This window comes from Albidovulum salinarum (assembly GCF_025673475.1).
GTDB lineage: Bacteria > Pseudomonadota > Alphaproteobacteria > Rhodobacterales > Rhodobacteraceae > Albidovulum > Albidovulum salinarum.
Genome location: NZ_JAOVQO010000014.1, coordinates 37,146 through 51,586 on the forward strand (window position 1 = coordinate 37,146; position 14,441 = coordinate 51,586).

General features: G+C 68.0%; 16 protein-coding genes. 15 read left to right on the plus strand and 1 reads right to left on the minus strand.

Going from position 1 to position 14,441, the window contains the following annotated elements; all coding sequences use genetic code 11:
* Positions 1–5: 5 nt before the first annotated feature.
* Positions 6–641, plus strand: coding sequence for a DUF6441 family protein (locus OEZ60_RS14920; protein WP_263337826.1), 636 nt, complete (start codon positions 6–8; stop codon positions 639–641).
* A 20-nt stretch (positions 642–661) separates the two neighbouring features.
* Here the strand turns inward: OEZ60_RS14920 and OEZ60_RS14925 are convergent, their stop codons facing one another.
* Positions 662–1,732: a hypothetical protein gene (locus tag OEZ60_RS14925; RefSeq protein WP_263337828.1), complete on the minus strand. Its 1,071-nt coding sequence runs from the start codon at positions 1,730–1,732 to the stop codon at positions 662–664.
* Between the two features lie 20 nt (positions 1,733–1,752).
* Between OEZ60_RS14925 and OEZ60_RS14930 the strand changes: the two genes are divergently transcribed.
* The 14 genes from OEZ60_RS14930 (at position 1,753) to OEZ60_RS14995 (ending at position 14,360) form a co-directional block, all read left to right on the plus strand.
* Positions 1,753–2,172 carry an acyl-CoA transferase gene (locus OEZ60_RS14930; protein WP_263337830.1) on the plus strand — a complete coding sequence of 140 codons (420 nt, stop codon included), beginning with the start codon at positions 1,753–1,755 and terminating at the stop codon, positions 2,170–2,172.
* Between the two features lie 24 nt (positions 2,173–2,196).
* On the plus strand, positions 2,197–3,141 hold the full coding sequence (locus tag OEZ60_RS14935; RefSeq protein WP_263337833.1) for a phage tail tube protein: 945 nt from the start codon (positions 2,197–2,199) through the stop codon (positions 3,139–3,141).
* Positions 3,141–3,578 carry a hypothetical protein gene (locus tag OEZ60_RS14940; protein ID WP_263337834.1) on the plus strand — a complete coding sequence of 146 codons (438 nt, stop codon included), beginning with the start codon at positions 3,141–3,143 and terminating at the stop codon, positions 3,576–3,578. The genes OEZ60_RS14935 and OEZ60_RS14940 overlap by 1 nt, the downstream gene beginning before the upstream one ends.
* A gap of 68 nt (positions 3,579–3,646) precedes the next feature.
* The gene (locus tag OEZ60_RS14945; RefSeq protein ID WP_459178385.1) at positions 3,647–3,805 is read left to right on the plus strand and encodes a DUF7697 family protein; all 159 of its coding nucleotides are present in this window, start codon (positions 3,647–3,649) and stop codon (positions 3,803–3,805) included.
* Positions 3,798–6,281 carry a phage tail tape measure protein gene (locus OEZ60_RS14950; RefSeq protein WP_263337837.1) on the plus strand — a complete coding sequence of 828 codons (2,484 nt, stop codon included), beginning with the start codon at positions 3,798–3,800 and terminating at the stop codon, positions 6,279–6,281. Before OEZ60_RS14945 ends, OEZ60_RS14950 begins: the two co-directional genes overlap by 8 nt.
* The gene (locus OEZ60_RS14955) at positions 6,274–7,401 is read left to right on the plus strand and encodes a hypothetical protein (RefSeq protein WP_263337840.1); all 1,128 of its coding nucleotides are present in this window, start codon (positions 6,274–6,276) and stop codon (positions 7,399–7,401) included. Before OEZ60_RS14950 ends, OEZ60_RS14955 begins: the two co-directional genes overlap by 8 nt.
* Positions 7,398–8,246 carry a DUF2163 domain-containing protein gene (locus OEZ60_RS14960; RefSeq protein WP_263337843.1) on the plus strand — a complete coding sequence of 283 codons (849 nt, stop codon included), beginning with the start codon at positions 7,398–7,400 and terminating at the stop codon, positions 8,244–8,246. Before OEZ60_RS14955 ends, OEZ60_RS14960 begins: the two co-directional genes overlap by 4 nt.
* 27 nt (positions 8,247–8,273) lie before the next feature.
* The gene (locus tag OEZ60_RS14965) at positions 8,274–8,522 is read left to right on the plus strand and encodes a hypothetical protein (RefSeq protein ID WP_172321706.1); all 249 of its coding nucleotides are present in this window, start codon (positions 8,274–8,276) and stop codon (positions 8,520–8,522) included.
* Positions 8,519–8,737: a hypothetical protein gene (locus OEZ60_RS14970; RefSeq protein ID WP_263337849.1), complete on the plus strand. Its 219-nt coding sequence runs from the start codon at positions 8,519–8,521 to the stop codon at positions 8,735–8,737. The genes OEZ60_RS14965 and OEZ60_RS14970 overlap by 4 nt, the downstream gene beginning before the upstream one ends.
* A gap of 1 nt (position 8,738) precedes the next feature.
* Positions 8,739–12,080, plus strand: a complete 3,342-nt coding sequence (locus OEZ60_RS14975; RefSeq protein ID WP_263337852.1) for a phage tail protein — start codon at positions 8,739–8,741, stop codon at positions 12,078–12,080.
* Positions 12,077–13,072 carry an FscB gene (locus OEZ60_RS14980; protein WP_263337855.1) on the plus strand — a complete coding sequence of 332 codons (996 nt, stop codon included), beginning with the start codon at positions 12,077–12,079 and terminating at the stop codon, positions 13,070–13,072. Before OEZ60_RS14975 ends, OEZ60_RS14980 begins: the two co-directional genes overlap by 4 nt.
* On the plus strand, positions 13,069–13,359 hold the full coding sequence (locus tag OEZ60_RS14985) for a DUF6127 family protein (protein WP_263337857.1): 291 nt from the start codon (positions 13,069–13,071) through the stop codon (positions 13,357–13,359). The genes OEZ60_RS14980 and OEZ60_RS14985 overlap by 4 nt, the downstream gene beginning before the upstream one ends.
* Positions 13,360–13,431: 72 nt before the next feature.
* On the plus strand, positions 13,432–14,106 hold the full coding sequence (locus OEZ60_RS14990) for a YcbK family protein (RefSeq protein ID WP_263337859.1): 675 nt from the start codon (positions 13,432–13,434) through the stop codon (positions 14,104–14,106).
* On the plus strand, positions 14,103–14,360 hold the full coding sequence (locus OEZ60_RS14995; RefSeq protein ID WP_263337860.1) for a hypothetical protein: 258 nt from the start codon (positions 14,103–14,105) through the stop codon (positions 14,358–14,360). The genes OEZ60_RS14990 and OEZ60_RS14995 overlap by 4 nt, the downstream gene beginning before the upstream one ends.
* Positions 14,361–14,441: the final 81 nt, after the last annotated feature.

Sequence of the window (14,441 nt, forward strand, 5' to 3'; positions counted from 1 at the left end):
CAGTGATGAAGCTGAGGCTCGACATCACGCCCGATCTCGTCGCCGCCATGGCCGCCGAGGTGAAGGCCGGCGAAAAGGCAGTGACCGCCGCCATGCGCGAGGCTGGGACCGGGCTAAAGACCGCCTGGCGTGGCCAGATCACTGGTGCTCGGCTCGGCCGGCGGCTCGCGAATTCGATCCGTAGCCAAACCTATCCGGAGGCCGGCGAGAGCCTGAACGCCGCGGCGCTAGTCTGGTCGAAGGCGCCCGTCATCGTCGGCGCCCACGACGCTGGCCCGCTGATCCGGTCGAAGGACGGGTTCTGGCTGGCGATCCCGACCGAAGCCGCCGGCCGCGGCCTTCGCGAAGCCAAGCTCACCCCCGGTGAGTGGGAGCGCCGCCGCGGCCTGCGCCTCCGCTTCGTCTACCGCCGCCGCGGCCCGAGCCTGCTCGTCGCCGACCGCGCCCGCATCAACACCCGCGGCCAGGCGGTGGCGTCGCGCGCCAAGACCGGCCGCAACCAGGTCACCGCGCCAATCTTCCTGCTGGTGCAGCAAGTCAAGCTGCCAAAGCGGCTGGAACTAGCGCGGGATGCAGACCGGGCGTTGGACAGTGTGCCGGGGCTGATTGTGGCGAACTGGGTGGAAGAGCGTATCAACTGAAGAAGTGGCGCGCCACCGCGCTAGCTGAGGATCGTCAGTGTTTCTTTGACCGTCAGCAAGAGTCGCTTCTGGAATTCGGCGATGAAACTGGGCAAGCGCATGTTGATCTTATCTTCATTGCCGTAAAAGAGGTTTCTGCTGCCATATGATGTGAGGCGTCCGTTCTCACGGTCGGGCATGAGAATAAACCGCTCTTGCACGACTCCATTCACCCTAACTTCATAGACCTTGGGTTGTTCGTCAAAAAATCCGTCGTGGATGATCAGATTTCGGATGGCCTCCGTTTCCGTGATCAGATCGCAGGGCTCAAATAGCGTCCCGGTTTTATTGTTGAGTGAAATGCGACGCCGGTCGCCGAAGAGCTTGTTTTTAGACGCCAAACGAGGGTAGCGACTGAAATCTGTTCTTAGATGCTCGGCTTCAAAGACAAGTTTCGTGGCATAGTCCAGAAGGCTGTGCAGACGAATGTAGATCACGTTAATGAGGGCGATCAGCTTTGCGGTTACTGGTGAACCGATGTGCCGAATTCCATCCGGGCTGACGCTGGGGGGATAGAAGAGTTCTTCCAAGTTGAGCGTTTTGTAGAATTCGCCCTGAAGTTGGACGACCTCGATCAGTGCCTCCTGAATGCCAGAAACCAGCCTGCGGCAGTCATACAGGTACAGGAGTTTGTGAGTCGTCGGGTCGCTGTTTGCGCCAACGAGTTTTTCGAAGAGTTCACGGGAGATTGGCGCTTCTGAGTTTAGTCCGGCAGTCACGACCCACTCTGGAACTTTCGGTAGTATTGCGTGGTATTGTCCAATCCCATCGAAGATTTGTGCTGCAAGGGCATCGTGCATTCGAACACAAATATTCTCGATCTCATGGGAAAAATCACCAGTGCTGGCACGCCAGACTCCCTGGGGATCAAACGAAAAGTAGACCACGCCGCTGCGCGGGACGTCCGAAAGGGGAACGCCGTGCAGAGTAAGGTAGGTCGGTTGCCGATCCGAAGCGCTCATTTCTGTCGACTGACTGAACATGCGTTCAAAGCTACACGCACCAAATTTTCTTTGCCAGACAGTACTGTTAGCCGCCACAGCAACGCTCATCCAAAAATCGCTGGCCGCCAATGCCCACCTATCGCGAAACCATCCTCGCCGCGCTGCACGCGCGGCTTTTGGCGCTGCCCGCCGCGGCCCTCCGCGGTGACGTGTTGCCCGAGCGCGTGCCGGCAGAAGGGCTTCTGATCCTGCGCGATGGCGAGCCGGGGGAACCCGAGGTTACGCTCTCGCCGCTGGCCTACCACTACCAGCACCGCGCCGAGATCGAGGCAGTCGTGCAGGGTTCCGACCGCGACGCCGCCTTCGACACGCTGACTGCCAGCGTCGGCTCGGCACTCGCCACCGACCGCACGCTTGGCGGTCTGTGCGACTGGATCGAGGCGGAAGCGCCACGGACGGTCGACCTGCCTGTCGAGGGCGCGGCGAGTCTCAAGGCAGCCGTAATCCCGGTCGTGCTGCACTATTCGACGGCCGATCCGCTCGGCTGACCCCGACAATTCGAGGAGAACACAATGGCACGAGCCCAAGGGGCGCGGGCGCAGATGGCGCTTGCGTTCGAGACCGTCTATGGCACGCCGCCTGCGAGCGGCTTTGCGAAGATGCCCTTCGCCAGCACCACGCTCGGCGCCGAGCAGCCGCTCCTGAACTCCGAGCTTCTCGGCTACGGCCGCGATCCGCTGGCGCCGATCAAGGATGCGGTGACCGCGGACGGCGATGTCGTCGTGCCGCTCGACGCCGAGGCTTTCGGCTTCTGGCTGAAAGCTGCGTTCGGGCCGCCTGCCACGACAGGCACGGCGCCTGGGCCGTTCACGCACGAGTTCCAGTCGGGCGCCTGGACCCTGCCGAGCCTCTCAATAGAGACCGGCATGCCGGAGGTGCCGCGCTATGCGATGTATTCCGGCTGCGTGCTCGATCAGCTGACCTGGCAAATGCAGCGCTCGGGGCTGCTCACGGCCACCGCGCGGCTGGTGGCGCAGGGAGAAACGGTGGGCGCGACCACCAACGCCGGAACACCCGCCGCGCTGGAGCTGAAGCGATTCGGCCATTTCAACGGCTCGATCACCCGGAACGGAACCGCGCTCGGCAACGTGGTCTCGGCCGACATCACCTATGCCAACAACCTCGACCGGATCGAGACCATCCGCAGCGATGGCCGGATCGACGGCGCAGACCCGTCCATCGCGGAGCTGACAGGCTCGATCGAGGTGCGCTTCGCGGACAGCACGCTGGTGACGCAGGCGATCAACGGCGAGGCTTGCGAGATGGAATTCGCCTACGTCCTGCCCTCAGGCGAGAGCTTCACCTTCACCGTGCACGCCGTCTACCTGCCGCGACCGCGCATCGAGATCTCCGGACCGCAGGGCGTGCAGGCGACCTTCGACTGGCAGGCCGCGCGTGACAGCGTCGTCGGCCGGATGTGCACCGCCACCCTCGTGAACGATGTGGAGACCTATTGATGCTGACGCTCGACCTGACCAACGCGCCGCACTGGCACGACCTCGCGCCCGGCGCCCGCGTGCAGCTGCGCCCGCTGACCACGGCGCTGATGGTGGCGACCCGCAGCGACCCGGCCGTGGAAGCCTGCCCTGAGGAGGCCTCCGACGAGGAACGCGCAGTGGCCTTCGCCAAGGCGCTCGCGCGGCGAGCGGTTCTCGCCTGGGAGGGCATCGGCGACGCCGACGGCAATCCCATCGAGCCCAGCCCGGAGGCCATCGACGCGCTGCTCGACGTCTGGCCGATCTTCGAGGCGTTCCAGCTGACCTACGTCTCAAAGGGCCTGCTGCTGGAGCAGGAAAAAAACGCCTCCGCGCCCTCGCTGAATGGTCCTTCGGCGGGGGCGAGCGATACTGCGAAGCCTGCGCGCAAGCGTGCGAGGACTGCCCAGCGCGGCTGAACCGGCCGCTGACCCATGAGGGCTGGCAGGTCTGGGATCTGGTCGGGCGCCTCGGCGGACAACTCCGCGTGTTGCCCGGCGGCGTCGTCGGCTGGGATCTGAGTGCAGCGCTTGCGCTTGGCGATGCGCTTGGCGTGCCGCCCGCCGCCGCAGCCGAACTGCTACCCGTCATCGAAGCGGTGATGGTGGCGAAGCTCAACGAACAGATGGAACGCCCCGATGGCTGAGAAGCGTGTGTCCGTCCGCCTCGCCGCGGTCGGCGGGCGACAGGTGCGCGCCGAGCTGGAAGGCGTGGGCGAGGCCGGAGCGCGCGGTTTCGGACGGCTCAGCCGCGAGATGGAGGCCGCGAACGCCCGACTCGCTGGCTTCGCGCGCCGGGTGCGCGTCGCGGCAGCGGCTGCGGTCGTTGCTGTCACCGCCGCGGGCGTCGCGATGGTCCGCTCCGGCCTGCAGACGATCGACGCACAGGCGAAGCTCGCGCAGTCGCTCGGGACCACGGTCGCCTCGATCCAGACGCTGGAGCGCGCCGGCGAACTGGCCGGCGTCTCGATGTCGGGGATCGAGCAGGCGACCAAGGATCTGACACGGCGTTTGAGCCAGGCTGCAGCCGGCGGCGGCCCCGCGGCGCAAGCTCTGGAGCGGTTGGGGCTCTCGGCCTCCGACCTGTTGACCCTGCCGCTCGACGAGCGCGTCGGCGCGATCAACGCTGCCATCGAGGAGTTCGTGCCGGTTGCCGAGCGCGCGGCTGTCGCGGGACAGCTCTTCGGCGAGGAAGGCTCCATCGCCATGAGCCGGATCGACACCGCCACGCTCCGCCAGGCGACCGAGGACGTGCGCGCCTTCGGCGTCGTGGTGTCCGAGCAGGACGCCGACCAGATCGAGCGCACGAACGACGCCATCTCCCGCCTCGGGTTGATCTGGCGTGGACTCTCGAACCAGCTCGCCGTCGCCGCGGCGCCGGCGCTGGAAGCCGTCGCCGATGCTATGGCGGCGCTAGCGAGTCGCACCGGCCCTCTGGGCAACGCCATCCGCGGGCTCTTCGACAACATCGGGCGGTTGGCGACCTATGCGGCCGCCTTCGCCACATTCCTTGCCGGTCGCTGGCTCGCCGGTCTCGCCGCTGCGGCGCTGTCCGTGCGCGGGCTAGCGACCGCGCTCGTCGTCCTGCGCGGCGCGGTGATCCGCACCGGCATCGGCGCGCTCATCGTCGGTGCGGGTGAGCTCATCTACCAGTTCACGCGCCTTGTCTCGGGCGCGGGCGGGTTCGGGAATGCCATTGCGCTCCTTGGCGATCTCGCCAGCGAGGTCTGGGACCGGATCGGCATGGGCGCTGCGAGCTTCGGGGCCTCGGCCATGGCGGCCTTCGCCGACATCCAGGCCTCGGCAGCATCTGCCATGCAGGGCGCGCTTGAGGCCGTGGTCGGCTTCGCGAATGCCGCTGTGAATAGCTTTGAGGGCGCGTTCGAGGCGATCAGGGCCGTCTGGGGTCTGCTTCCAGCCGCCATTGGCGATTTAGCGTTCCAGGCGGCGAACAGCCTGATCGAGGGTGTCGAGGCGATGCTGAATGGCGTCGTCACCCGGATCAACGGCTTCATCGACGGCGTGAATGCCGGGCTGGAAGCGCTCGGCGTCGAGCGCCGGATTGGGGTCATCGCCGAGCTCGATCTCGGCCGCCTCGAGAACCGCTTTGCTGGTGCGGCCACCGAGGCCGCAACGGCCGCACGCGATGCCTTCGCCTCGGCCTTCTCTGACAGCCCACTCGCCGTTCCCGATCTCGGACTGACGGCGGCGGCCAGCGAAGCCGCTGCCTCGGCGGAAGCCTGGCGTCAGACGGCCTCCACGCTGGCCGACGGCGCGCTTCAGCCGCTTGCCGCACTCGATGCCCTGCGCGCCGCCGTCAGCAGCACCGGCACGGAGGCAGAGACGGCGCTCGATGGCGCTACGGTCGCTGCCGAGCGCTTCGATGCAGCACTGTCCGGTGAGGACGGGGCGGGACCGGCCTCCGCGCTCGACGAGACGGCCGAGGCGGCAGGGCGCGCGGGTGGCGCCATGCAGAGTGCGGCCGATGTCGCGCGCCAATCCTGGGATGCGGCCCGCGCTGCCGTGGAACGGACGCAGGAGATCGCGAAAGGACTGGCAGAAGACATCACGGGTCCGATCAAGGAGGCGCTGAAGTCGGGCGAGCTCAGCTGGCAAACTTTCGCAGGTGCCGTGGCCGGCATCGCGCGCAATCTCGCGAACCGCCTCATCGACCAGGCCTTCAAGCCGATCGAGGACGCGCTCTTCCGTGCCTTCTCCGGCGCGGGCACCGGTGGCGGCGGCGGTCTTTTCGGCTGGATCGGCAGCGCCATCGGCGGGCTCTTCGGCATTGGTGGCTTTGCCAGGGGCGGGGCCTTCGCGCAGGCCGGCGAGATCACGGCCTTCGCCCGGGGTGGTGTTGTGTCCCGTCCGACGGTTTTTCCCTTCGCGCGGGGGATCGGGCTCATGGGCGAGGCCGGACCGGAGGCGATCCTGCCCCTGCGGCGCGGTCCGGGCGGGCGGCTCGGCGTAGAGGCCAACGGTGGTGGCCCGGCGCCCCAGCCCGCGACTCGCATCGTCAACGTGCTCGATCCCGCGATCGTCGGGGACTATCTCGCGACGCCCGCGGGCGAGCGGCTCATCGTCAACGTGATCCGGCGCAACCGGGGAGGTCTCGATGCCTGACCGGCTCTGGCCCTTCGCAGCGCAGACGCCGGTCACGGAAGTGCTGGAGTGGTCGACCGACGTCCTCGTCACGGAGGCTGGCGAACAGCGCATCGCGCTTCGCACGGGTCCACGGTCCACACTGACCCTCTCGCATCTTCTCGATGCCACGGGGCTCGCCGAGGCGGCAGAACTCGGCCGTGCCGGGCAGCTCGACGACTGGATCCTGCCGCTCTGGCATCTGGCGCGCCCTGCGACGGCACCGATCGACGCGGCTGACCTGACGGTCTTCGTCGACACAAGCGACGGCGCCTTTGACGGGGCGGCGCAGGCCATCATCGCTGCCGATGGCGGCAGGGCACATCTGGTCGAGATCACCGCTGTGCTGCCCGACCGGCTGGAGCTTGCGGCGGCGGCGGGCGTCAGTCTCGTGCATGCCATCGTGGCCCCGGTCGGCAGTGCCTTCCTCGCACGGCCCGTCGAGATCGACCGCCGCCGCCAGAGTCTCGGGACGGTCACTGCGAGCTTCACGCTCTGGTTCAGCGACGGCAACGCTGCTGCCATTCCTTATCCCCAGCATCAGGGGCTCGACGTGCTGACCGATCCGGCCGTCCTGCGCCAGCAGCTCGCCGAGACGCTCGGCCAGACCGTCGAAGCCATCGACAACGGTTTTGGGCCCATCGTGCTGGAGCCCGTCCTCACCCATGTCCAACGGCGATCGACCGTCACCCTCATCGATCGGGGCCCGGCGCGTCTGATCCGCCGGCGCTGGCTGCTTTCCCTGCGCGGGCGCCAGCGCGCCTTCTGGCTGCCGACCTGGGGCCGGGAACTGGTTCTGCAGGCGGCTGCAAACTCCGGCGCGACCTCCATCGTTGTCGCACCGCTCGCCGATCCCTCCGTCTGGACTGGCCGACACTTGTTTATCGACCACCCGACGGGGCCGGTTTTTCGCGAGATCACCGCCGCGGCCTGGGACGCGCTCGGGATCCGGCTCTCCATCGCCGCGCCCGGAAAGAGCGTCGCCCTCGGCACGCCCGTGCATCTGCTGGTGAAGGTCCGCTCGGATGCCGACCGGATCGAACTCGCCCACGGGCCGAACCGGACCGAACTGGCCTTGCCGCTGATCGAGACGCCCTCATGACCTACGATCTCGCCGAGACCTCGACCGCAGAGGGGCAGCCGTATTTCCTCTACCTCTTCGCGGAAGCGGACAGCATCTGGCGCTTCACGAGCCGCGCGAGCGCCTGGACCTCGCCCGCAGGCGCCATCGGGGACGAGACCGAGGATCTGGTCTGGGAGCCATCGGCGGTCAGCCACGGCTCCATTGTTCAGAGCAGTGATCCGCGCCGGGTGGATCTCTCGGTGACCTTCCCGCTCTCCGATCCCTTCGCCCGCCGGTATCTCGGACCCCGCGCCCGGTCGGTGACGACGCTCACCATCTACCGCGGTCACGAACAGGTGCCGGCCGAGGTGGTCGCGCACTGGAAGGGCCGCATCGTCTCGGCCCGGGTCGAGGGACGGCGCATCACGCTTCGCGCGGAGTCGCTTTTCACCTCGATGCGCCGGGAAGGCGTGCGGGCGAAGTACCAGCGCCTCTGTCGCCATGCGCTCTATTCCCGCGGCTGCCGCCTCGACATCGAGACCTTCTTCATGGGCGGCACCGCCACGGCGCGCTCGGGCCTCGAGATCACCGTCGCCGAGGCCGCGCTCCTGCCAGAGGGCTGGTTCCGCGGCGGCGTCCTGCGCCACGCGGGGCTGCTCGGTTTCATCACCGGCCATGTCGGGGACAGCCTGACGCTCGCGGGACGCATGCCGGAGCTTGAGACGGCGATCGACGATCCGGAGTCGGTCGCCCTCATCGACATGGCGCCTGGCTGCGATCTCCGCCGCGACACCTGCGCCGCCAAGTTCGGCAATTTCCTGAACTTCGGGGGCTTCCCCGACATTCCCGGCCGCAATCCCTTCGGCGGCACCAGCATCGTCTGACCCGCCGGATTATTTCGAGTCCCGCCCATGGTCTGGAACTTCGTCGTCCAGATCGTCGCCAGCCTCGTGCTGACGGCGATCTCCTATGCGCTTTCGCCGAAGCCGAAGACGGAAGCGCCGAAGGCGGCGGGGCTCGACGATTTCGACCTGCCGACAGCCGAGGAAGGTCGACCGATCCCTGTCGTGTTCGGCACCGTGCTGCTGCGCGGCCCGAACGTCGTCTGGGCCGGCGATCTCAAGGTCGACCCGATACGCAAGAAGGGGGGCAAGAAGTGAGCGAGACCCTCATCGTCCGCGCCGAGGACATCCGCGCGGCTCGGCTCTGCTTTCAAGGTGCGCGTCCTTGGTTCCGCCGCCACGGGCTCGACTGGCAGGCTTTCCTCGCCGAAGGACTGCCGGCCGAGGTGCTGGCCGCCACCGGCGACGCGCTGGCGCTGCGCGTGATCGCCGAGGCCGAGAAACGCGCCGCTCAGACCCAGACCGAGGCCTGACATGGGCGGTCGCTCCAAGTCCCAGACGGTCGGCTACAAGTATTCCCTCGGCGCGCATCTCGCGCTCTGCCACGGGCCCGTCGATGCGATCCGCGAGATCCGGGTCGACGACCGAACGGCCTGGTCGATAGGCACCGGCCAAAGCAGCGCCGCGGGCACCGGCGTCGGCGCGCTCGCAAGCTACGGCACTGTGGCGGCCATGTCGGCGACCGCCGCAGCCGTCGGCGACAGCGTGGCCGAGGTCACTTTTCCGGGCACGCTTGCCGGGATCCGCCTCGGCGCGAGCTACGACCTGAAGCTCGGCACCGACAACACGACGCGCACGGTCACCGTTCAGGCCGTGAGCTACGACGGCGGGGCCGCCGCCACGACCTGGCTCGTCGAGCCCGCCGCCACGGCCTTCGCCGCCCAGTCCGTCACCGTCTCTGACGCCGCGAGCCTGCCGAGCCTCAGCGGCGGCGCCGCAGGCGGTCGCATTCGGATCAACAAGCCGAACCTCTTCGGCGGTGAGAGCCGCGAGGGCGGCATCGTCGGCGACATCGACGTCCTGATGGGCGGGACCACGCAAGGTCAGAACGGCTACCTCGCCGCGCAGGCGGGGTCGAACGTGCCGGGCTATCGCGGCATCTGCTCGCTCGTCCTCCGGCAGGTCTATCTCGGCCTCAATCCCTACCTGAAGCCATGGGCCGTCCGGCTCACCCGGATCCTGCGCGCAGAGGACGGCAACGCGCAGTGGTACCCCGAGAAGGCGCAGATCGTGCCCGAGGTCCGGATCGGGGACGCCGCGATCTACATCGCCATGGACACCTCGGGCTCCATGTCCGGCAGCCGCATGGCGGCGCAGCGGACCGCCGTCTCGCTGCTTATCGCAGAGATTGGCGCGAATGCGCTGGAGCCAAACGACATCCAGATCGTCACCTGGAACTCGACCGTCTCTGGCACGATCCTTCGGCGCGACGCCGATGCCGCAGCCTACGGCGAGCTCAAGGACTGGGTCGACGCACTGCCGACCACCGTGAGCGGGGGGACGGATTTCGGGGCGGCGGTCAGCCAGGCGGGCGCCTTCTTCAATGGCGCGGGCGGCAAGCGGCGCATCCTGATCTTCGTGACCGACGGCGAGCCGAGCCCGGCCTCGAGCTTGGAGGCCGCCAAGGCGACGCTCGCGGGCCTCTCGGAGGTCGACGTCTTCGCCTTCAACATCGCGCTCTCGGACACGAGCGCCACCTCCCAGATCGACAACACACCCGTCGACGGCGTACCGGTCGTGCCCGCGGGCGATCCCGACGTGCTCGTCGCCTCGCTCCGCGCGGCCTTCGGCGAGGGCCCGGACATGAATCCGGCCCATATCATCCGCGAATGCCTGACGAACCGCGACTGGGGCCTCGGCCACGGCTTCACCGACATCGGCCCGAGCTTCGCGACCGCCGCCGATGCGCTTTTCGCCGAGGGGTTCGGGCTCTCGCTCCTCTGGCAGCAGGAATCGACGATAGAGGACTTCATCGCCGACGTGCTGAAGCACATCGACGCCTATCTCTACGTCGACCGCCGGTCGGGCCGCTGGGAGCTGAAGCTCATCCGCGCCGACTACGACGCGGAGACGCTGCCGATCTTCGACGAGACGACTGTCGTCGACTGGGGCGAACTCGGCCGCCGGGAAGCCGCCGATCTCGTGAACTCGGTCACCGTGAAGTTCTCCGACGCCCGCACCGACCAGACCGGATCGGTCAGCGTCACCGACACCGCGCTCGTCCAGGACCTCGGCCAGGTCGTCAGCGCGACGGTCGACTATCCGGGGATCCGCTACGAGTCACTCGCCGTCCGAGTGGCCGAGCGCGATCTGCGCGCCCTCTCGGCGCCGATCCTGTCGGGCGAGATCACTGTCACCCGCGTCGGCGCCGATCTCGATCCGGGCGACGTGATCCGGCTTGTCAGCCCGCGGCGCGGGCTCGAGGGTGTCGCGGTGCGCATCGTCGAGATCGACCACGGCGACGGGCGCGCGAACGGCCTGCGGCTTCGCATCGCCGAGGACGTCTTCGGGCTCGGTGAGACTGCCCTCGTTGGTGGCGAGAGCGGTGATCCCGGGCGGCTCATCCTGCCGCCGAAGCCGCTCGCGCGCCGCTGGGTGACGGAAGCGCCATACTGGCTTCTCGTGCAGGAACTCGGTCACGCGCAAGCCGACGCGCTGCTCGACGAGGATCCGGACGCGGGCGCGCTCGTTGCCGCCGGCGAGCGCCCCTCGGCCGATGCGCTCTCGGCGCAGGTCTGGACCGACAGCGGCGCCGGCTACGCGCTCGAGGCGGGCGTCGAGTTCGTGCCGACGGCGCTGCTCACTGCGGATGTGACCGACGATCCGGCCGAGCGGGTGCTGCCGGTCGGCAGCTGGACGGGGCTCACGGACGTCACCATCGGAACGCTCGCCGCGATCGGAGATGAACTCATCCGGATTGACGGGGTCAGTGCCACGACGCTGACGGTCGGACGGGGCTGTCTCGACACCGTGCCAAAGGTCCATCCCGCGGGCACGCCGGTGATCTGCTGGCAGCTCCTCGCCAACGCGAGTGAGGCGCGCTTCGCGGCGGGAGAGACGGTCGCGGTCCGCATGCTGCCGGAGACGGGGTTCGGGACGCTGCCGCTCAGCCAGGCGCCCGAGGACGAGGTCACGCTTGCCTCGCGCGCCATTCGGCCGCTGCCGCCGGGCGATCTGCGCGGCAACGGCGTCTCCGTCGTGAACCCGAACGTCCTGAACCTCGGCCCCGTGCTTCTGACATGGGCGCATCGCGACCGGCTCCTGCAGACGAGCGTGGCGATCGATGCCTATGACGCGGGCGACATCGGCCCTGAGCCGGGTGTTACCTACGTCCTCCAGATCCTCTGGGTCGATCCGGACACGGACCTGCTCGTCGAACCTCCCGCCGCGGAGATCGCTGTCGGAACGGCCAACAGCTACACACTCACGAAGGACGACGTGCCGATCCTCTCGGCGCCGACTGGCACGAAGCATTTCGAGGTGCGGGTGCAGGCGCGGCGTGTCGCCGGCAGCGCGACCTATGAGGCCTGGCAGGCGCGCTCCATCCGTCTCTTCATGCCCGACGGCATCAAGGTGGCCGAGGCCAGTCTCTGGACCGAGTTCGGGGCGGAAGCCCGGCTGACGGTGCCCGAGACCGTCGTCTTCCTCGGCTTCGGCGGTGCGGTCCAGCTGACCGTGGCCGACGCCGCGCACTGGATCGGCTTCGGGGGCGATGCCCGGCTGAGCGTGGCGCGGGCCGATCTCTACCACGAACGGGGCGGCGAAGCGCGTCTCACCGCCGCCGACAGCGCTCTCTACATCGAGGTGATCCCATGAGCTACATCCTCCATCTCGGCCACCAGGAGACCGACCTCTCCGGCGTTGCGGGCCGGATCAGTACCGATGCCGCCGGGTTCGATCCCGCCTATGACGTCAACGCCGTCAAGATCAGTGCGAACAACGGATCGTCCGTGCCGTTCTCGGCAACATGGACCGAGCCCACCAGTGACGTCTGGATCGGCTTCCGCTACCGGGCGCCGTCTATCAACGCCCATGCCATCGCGACTGATGGCATCTTCCTCGAGTTCTACGACGCGGCGAACCGGCAGGTCGGCCTCGTGCGGACCGAACGGGACGACGAGAAGTACCGAGCGATGGCCGTTGGAGACACCAACGTCGACGGGGCTTCGTCTTTTGTCGCCGCGACGAACCAGGCCTACTGGATCGATGTGAAGATCGCCGTCGGCGCCGACATCACCATCGAGTTCCATGTGGACGGCGTGCTTCACAGCAGCGCAACGGCCGCCAACACTGGTGGGAAGGGCCGGCCAGTCCGCTGCATCTGGCGCAACCTTTACCTCTTCGATTTCTACAACCCGGCCACCTGGTACTACGCCCATATTGCCGTGCTCGACGGCGTCTCGACCATCGGCCGCCGGTTCGTGCGGCGCACGCCGGATCTGGTCGGCACCTACGATGCCTTCTCGGGCGGCATCGATGCAATCAAGGACGGCGACATCGCCACGCGGGCCGCGAGCGACATCGCGGGTCAGCGGCTCTCCTTCTCGCTCGCGGGGCCGACCGGTCCCGCCGGGGCCACGACCATCGCAGGCGTGCACGTCAAGCAGCTGGCCCAGCTCGGCACTGCCGGCCCGACCGGCGTCGCGGGGTTCCTGCGCATGGGCGGCGTGGACTATGACGCGACGCCCGGCGCGCCCTCGGCCGACCTGCCATCGCCTGTCTATTCGAGCTGGGATCTGAACCCCGCCGACAGCACCCCCTGGACCGCAGCCACGCTGCCGGCGGAAGCGGGGATCGTCTCGTCATGATCTTGCCCCGCACGGAAAAGGGTGAGGTCAGGATGTCGGAAGCCGAGTTCAGCGCCCTCCTGTCCGAAGCCGCTGAAGCGGGCGCGAAGCGCGCGCTGGCCGATGCCGGGATCGACGGCAAGGATGCCGCCCTCGACATCCGCGATCTCCGATCGCTCCTCGACTGCATCCGCTTCGTCCGCCGCACCGCCGTCCAGACCGCCGTCCATCTCATCACCACCGGCATCATGCTCGCGCTTCTCGCCGGCATCGCGCTGAAGCTGAAGATCTTCGGCGGAAGCCCCTGACCCGACCGAGCAGCGATTTCGTCACCACCAGACCCGCCCGCGAGGCGGGTTTTTCGTTTCTGGAGGATCCCCATGACCACGACCCTTTACGATCACTGGCGCGACGTGCCCGAGAGTGCCTGGCGCTGGCCGAATTTCAGCCCGGCCGAGATCGCCTGCCGGGGGACGGGCAAGCTGCTGATCAACGAGCCCGCTCTCGACAAGCTGCAGGCGCTGCGCGATCGGCTGAGCAAGCCCCTGATCGTCCGCTCGGCCTATCGCAGCCCCGAGCACAACCGCGCCGTCGGCGGCGCGACCCGGTCGAAGCACATGGAGGGCGCCGCCTTCGACATTGCGATGACGAACCACGACCCGGAGACCTTCGAAGCGGCGGCGCGGGAGGTGGGGTTCCTCGGCTTTGGCTTCTACCCGAGGTCGGAGTTCATCCATGTCGACCTCGGCCCTGCGCGCAAATGGGGAGAGCGGTTCCCCGTGCAGTCCGGACCCTTTGCGGCAGAGACCCCGCCTGCGCGAGAGGTTCTGGCTGAGAGCCGGACCATGAGGGCCGGTGGTGCGGCTGGCGTCGCGACGCTGGGCGCAGCCGGGGTGGAGGTAGCCCAGCAGGTGCTGGCGGAGACGCAGAACGCAATCCTGCCGCTGGTTCCGTATCTCGATACGCTGCGCTGGGTGTTCATCGCCGTCGCGCTCGGCGGGATCGCGGTCACGATCTACGCGCGGCTGGATGACTGGAAACGGGGGCGGCGATGATTGCCGTCCCTCTCGGCGGGATCGCCGGATCGGCATGGGCGAGCACGGCCGTCCGCTACGGCCTAACTGCCCTCGCGATCCTTCTGTTCCTGCTGGCCCTGCGCCACTCCGGTGAGCGCGTCGGGCGACTGGCCGAACGGCTCGAGACCATGAAGAGATCCCATGATGCGCAAAAACGGATGCTCGAGGCGGCGGCGCGTCGCCCTCGTTCTCGCGACGAGCTTGCTGACCGGCTGCTCGACGGTCAGTTCTGACGGTAGAGCATTGCGGGAATGTCCGCCGGTCGTCGAGTATAGCCGAGAGTTCCAGGCGAAGGTGGCCGTGGAGCTGGTCCT